Annotated in this window: 6 protein-coding genes and 1 pseudogene; 2 read left to right on the plus strand and 5 right to left on the minus strand. The window is 64.4% G+C overall.

Translation table 11 applies throughout. The annotated features are described in order from the left end of the window. The 4 genes and pseudogenes from B3E94_RS23535 to B3E94_RS23550 all read right to left on the minus strand — a co-directional run. Positions 1–359, minus strand: a pseudogene (locus tag B3E94_RS23535) (ATP-binding protein); the annotation flags it as partial. Then, complete coding sequence (locus tag B3E94_RS23540) at positions 356–1,024, minus strand: response regulator transcription factor (protein ID WP_176515609.1); 669 nt, start codon at positions 1,022–1,024, stop codon at positions 356–358. The pseudogene B3E94_RS23535 and the gene B3E94_RS23540, both read right to left, overlap by 4 nt. Continuing rightward, on the minus strand, positions 1,025–1,339 hold the full coding sequence (locus B3E94_RS23545) for a PepSY domain-containing protein (RefSeq protein ID WP_236237721.1): 315 nt from the start codon (positions 1,337–1,339) through the stop codon (positions 1,025–1,027). Continuing rightward, positions 1,339–1,647: a PepSY domain-containing protein gene (locus B3E94_RS23550; protein WP_286915433.1), complete on the minus strand. Its 309-nt coding sequence runs from the start codon at positions 1,645–1,647 to the stop codon at positions 1,339–1,341. The genes B3E94_RS23545 and B3E94_RS23550 overlap by 1 nt, the downstream gene beginning before the upstream one ends. A gap of 241 nt (positions 1,648–1,888) precedes the next feature. Between B3E94_RS23550 and B3E94_RS23555 the strand changes: the two genes are divergently transcribed. Further along, the gene (locus B3E94_RS23555) at positions 1,889–2,968 is read left to right on the plus strand and encodes a patatin-like phospholipase family protein (protein WP_286915434.1); all 1,080 of its coding nucleotides are present in this window, start codon (positions 1,889–1,891) and stop codon (positions 2,966–2,968) included. A gap of 53 nt (positions 2,969–3,021) precedes the next feature. Continuing rightward, entirely contained in the window at positions 3,022–3,378 is a 357-nt protein-coding gene (queD, locus tag B3E94_RS23560) for a 6-carboxytetrahydropterin synthase QueD (protein WP_176517659.1), read from the plus strand. Positions 3,379–3,507: 129 nt separating this feature from the next. Here queD and B3E94_RS23565 read toward each other — a convergent pair whose 3' ends face one another. After that, positions 3,508–3,987, minus strand: a complete 480-nt coding sequence (locus B3E94_RS23565) for a DUF1289 domain-containing protein (protein WP_236237267.1) — start codon at positions 3,985–3,987, stop codon at positions 3,508–3,510. Between the last annotated feature and the right edge of the window lie 370 nt (positions 3,988–4,357).

Raw genomic sequence — 4,357 nt, forward strand, 5'->3', positions numbered from 1 at the left:
TGCTGGCCTTCCGGGCCCAGCTCGTGGCTGTCGGAAAGGCCCGGCGCGGCCGGCTTGGGCATGTCCAGGTCCCACAGCGAACGGGAACGCCAGGTGCCCTGCTCGAAGTCGATGCGAAAGTAATAGCCCGAGAACGGGCGCTGGTAGGCCGCGGAAATACGCCGCTCATCCAGCTGCAGCCCCGAAGGCCCGCGCACCAGGGCCACCAGCAGGTTCTCGCTTTCCTTGCGCAGGCCGTTTTCCAGGTAGCGCTGCAAGCCGGCCTCGAACAGCCACAGGGTGAGCTGCGCCAGCACCACCCCGACCACCACCAGCACGGCCACCAGGCCCAGGCTCAGGCGCGCCTGGATCGACTTCATGCGTTGTGCCCGGCGTACAGGTAGCCTTGCCCGCGGCGCGTCTCGATGACGCTGCGGCCCAGCTTGCGGCGCAGGTGGTTGACGTGCACTTCAAGCACGTTGGAATCGCGCTCGGTCTCGCCGTCGTAGAGGTGCTCGGCCAGGTGGCTCTTGGACAGGATCTGCTGCGGGTGCAGCATGAAGTAGCGCAGCAGGCGAAACTCGGCGGCGGTGAGCTGGATGTCGACTCCGTCGCGGCTCACGCACTGGCGGCTTTCATCCAGGTGCAGGCCGGCCGCTTCGAGCTTGGGCTGGTTGGCAAGGCCCCGGGCCCGGCGCAGCAAGGCTTGGATGCGCAGTTGCAGCTCTTCGGGGTGGAAGGGCTTGCTCAGGTAGTCGTCGGCCCCGGCCTTGAGCCCTTCGATGCGCTCGGCCCACGAGCCGCGCGCGGTAAGGATCAGCACCGGGGTGGCCAGGCCGCCGGCGCGCCACTGGGCCAGTACTTCAAGGCCCGGCAAGCCTGGCAGGCCGAGGTCGAGAATGATCAGGTCATAGGGCTCGCTCTGGCCCTGGTACACCGCATCGCGGCCATCGGCCAGCCAGTCCACGGCATAGCCCTGGCGCTGCAGGGCGGTGGTCAGTTCGTCGGCCAGGGGGACGTTGTCCTCTACAAGCAACAGGCGCATTCAGTCGTCTTCCTCGTCTTTGAGCAGGGCACCGGTGCTGGCGTCGAGCTTGATCTCGCGCACCACCCCTTGGGTGGTCAGCAGCTCGACCTCGTATTCGTAGCGGCCATCGTCTTCTTCCAGCTCGGCCTCCAGCAGACGCGCCCCGGGGTAACGCCCCAGGGCGGTCTCGAGCAGTTGTTCGAGCGGCAGGATGATGCCTTTCTGGCGCAGCTTGAGGGCTTCATCCTGGTCCAGGTCGCGGGCAACGGCCAGGGAGCAGACGGCCAGCAGCGAGAGCGCCAGGTAACGCGCCGGCCGGGGGATGTGGATCATCAGCTGTCTCGTGCGTCCTTGAGTACTTCGCCGGTCTTGGCGTCCAGGTCGACGTCCCATTCGACGTTCTGCTGGTCACGCAGTTCGACCTTGTAGATGTAGCGGCCGTATTCGTTTTCCAGCTCCGAATCCTTGACGGTAGCGCCTGGGTGCTTGGCCATGGCCGCGGCCTTGAGTTCATCCAGCGACTTGATGGTCTTGGCGTTGACCAGCTTGACCACTTCGTCAGGCTGGACGTCCTTGGCCAGGGCAACGTTGGTACCGAACGCCAGTGCAGCGGCGGTGAACAGGGCAGTCAGAGTTTTCATGGGGTCTCTCCATCGAGATGTGCAAATGTGTCTACGGGGTGCAGATTAACCACCGGTCCTTAACTCAACCTGAAAACAGCTGGCGACATGATAGCGCAGCTGGAGAGCGCGTCGCCTTGATCGCCGGCAAGCCGGCTCCCACGGGGCCCATGCCCTGCAGGGACGGTGTGGGAGCCGGCTTGCCGGCGATAAGGCCCTGAAAAACTCTATAATGACCGGCTTGTTGCCCGCGAGATCCGCCATGACCGCCATCCACATCAAATACCCCGCCCTGACCTTCAAGGCCGGCCGGCGTGCCCTGCGGCAAATCCGCGAACGCGGCCTGCAAGCGGCCGACGTCGGCGTGCTGCCTGGCGCTGCCGGCGGCCCCAAGCCGTTGGGCATCCAGGGCCTGGACCTGGCGCTGTTCGGTGAGTGGTTGCCGACGGCGCCGCGCCCGCGCGCCTTGATCGGCGCCTCGATCGGCTCCTGGCGCTTCGCCAGCGCCTGCCTTGATGACCCGGTCGAGGGCCTGCGGCGCCTGGGCGAGCTGTACACCGAGCAGGATTTCGCCAAGGGCGTCACACCGAAGCAGATCAGCAGCAGCTGCCAGCGCATGCTCGATGACCTGCTGCAAGGCCGCGATGGGCAGATCCTCGCCAACCCGCACTACCGCCTGAACATCCTGGTGGTGAAAAGCCACGGCCAGCTCGCCCATGACCATCGCGGGCGCCTGGGAATGGGTCTGTCGTCGGTGATCGCCAGCAACCTGCTTGGCCGCGCGCGCCTGGCCCGGCATTTCGAGCGCATCATCCTGCACGACGAGCGCGCCGCACCGCCGCTCGATGCCCTGACCGATTTCCCCTCGCGCTGCCTGCCGCTGGGCCTGGCCAACCTGCGCCACGCCCTGCTGGCCTCGGGCTCGATCCCGATGGTGATGGAAGGCGTGCGCGACATCCCCGGCGCCGGCGCCGGCACCTACCGCGATGGCGGCCTGCTCGACTACCACCTCGACCTGCCCTACCGCGGCGATGACCTGGTGCTGTACCCGCACTTCACCGACAAGGTGGTGCCCGGCTGGTTCGACAAGGCCCTGCCCTGGCGCAAGGGCGATGCCACGCGCCTGCAGAACGTGCTGCTGATGACTCCATCGGCGCAGTACCTGGCCGCCCTGCCCTTCGGCAAGCTGCCCGATCGCAACGACTTCAAGCGCTTCATGGGCGATGCCCCCAGCCGCAAGCGCTACTGGTACAAAGCCATTGCCGAAAGCCAGCGCCTGGGCGACGAACTGCTGGAACTGATTGCCACCGGGCGGCTGCATGAACGCCTGCAAGCCTTGTAGCGGCCATGCTGGTAGACTGCGCGCATTATTGATTCACACAGAGTTATGACAGCGTGGAAATCTTCAAGGAATTTACGTTCGAATCGGCCCACCGCCTGCCCAACGTCCCTGCCGGGCACAAGTGCGGCCGCCTGCATGGCCACTCGTTCAAGGTGGCGCTGCACCTGACCGGGCAGCTCGACCCGCACACCGGCTGGATCCGCGATTTTTCCGAGATCAAGGCGGTGTTCAAGCCGATCTACGAGCAGCTCGACCACAACTACCTGAACGACATTCCTGGCCTGGAGAACCCGACCAGCGAAGTGATCGCCAAGTGGATCTGGGAGCAGGTCAAGCCATTGCTGCCTGAGCTGTCCAAGGTGCGGATTCACGAGACTTGCACCAGCGGGTGCGAATACACCGGCGACTGAGCCGGCATCTTCACTGGCCCTATCGCCGGCAAGCCGGCTCCCACAGGGATATCACTGCGCTTGAGGCCTGTGCTGTACCTGTGGGAGCCGGCTTGCCGGCGATAGGGCCAGCAGCCCCACCACAGGGCCTCAGCCCTGCCCGTCTCCCACCGCATCGCGCAAAAAGCTCGGCGCGATATAGCGCTGGTAATGCGCCTCGGAAAGCAGGAAGAACTCGCGGTCGATGGCATCGCGCAACTGCGGCAGTTCCCAGTCGCGAAACTCCGGCAGCAACGCCATGCCGTAAGCCTCCAGGTCACGAATCATCCGCGCCCCGCGAGCAATCAGCTGATACGCCCAGCAGTATTCCGACTGCTGCTCGACAAAGCGGATCGAGCGCTGCTGCAACTGCTGGCGCAACAGGCTTTTGTCGAACACCTCGAGCTTGGCCATCATCACCTGCACCAGCAACTGCTCCAGGCGCCGCCACACGGCGCGCTTCTGCTCGTCGTCGTAACCATTCCAGTGGATCACTTCATGGTGGAAACGCTTGCAGCCACGGCACACCGTGTCTCCGTACACCGTCGAGCAAAGGCCGACGCAAGGGGTCTTGATGGACTGGTTGGACATGAAAAAACAACGGCTTGGCGGTGGAACACCGGCCCATGTTAGCCCTTTGTCTAACCAGGGTCACTCGTTAAAGTCGCCTGCACCGCCTTACCTTCCGGATTTTTTTGCCGTAGAATCATCCGGCCTTTTCAAAGGCAACAATGTCCGTTGGAAGCTGTTTTCAAAGCGTCACGAGCACAGTTAATCCGGTAGAACGGCGTTGGCCCGGCACATGCCCCCCGCATGTCCGTGCCAGCCCTCATCAGCTCCCCGTTCTGCAGGCGTAAAACTTTGAAAGCAGCTTCTGTAAGGATTCTCCGCGACCCTGGCTGGGCGGCCCACAAAGCCGTGATAGCGCATGGGTGTTGAGAATGCTGGATGAGCGTCCCGG

The sequence above is a fragment of the Pseudomonas sp. UBA6315 genome (genome assembly GCF_002438125.1).
GTDB lineage: Bacteria > Pseudomonadota > Gammaproteobacteria > Pseudomonadales > Pseudomonadaceae > Aquipseudomonas > Aquipseudomonas faucium.

What these genes read in the sequence shown, in the direction of transcription:
- B3E94_RS23540 (WP_176515609.1), bottom strand. Translation starts at nt 1,024, where the DNA reads ATGCGCCTGTTGCTTGTAGAGGACAACGTCCCCCTGGCCGACGAACTG.
- B3E94_RS23545 (WP_236237721.1), bottom strand. Translation starts at nt 1,339, where the DNA reads ATGATCCACATCCCCCGGCCGGCGCGTTACCTGGCGCTCTCGCTGCTG.
- B3E94_RS23550 (WP_286915433.1), bottom strand. Translation starts at nt 1,647, where the DNA reads ATGAAAACTCTGACTGCCCTGTTCACCGCCGCTGCACTGGCGTTCGGT.
- B3E94_RS23555 (WP_286915434.1), top strand. Translation starts at nt 1,889, where the DNA reads ATGACCGCCATCCACATCAAATACCCCGCCCTGACCTTCAAGGCCGGC.
- B3E94_RS23565 (WP_236237267.1), bottom strand. Translation starts at nt 3,987, where the DNA reads ATGTCCAACCAGTCCATCAAGACCCCTTGCGTCGGCCTTTGCTCGACG.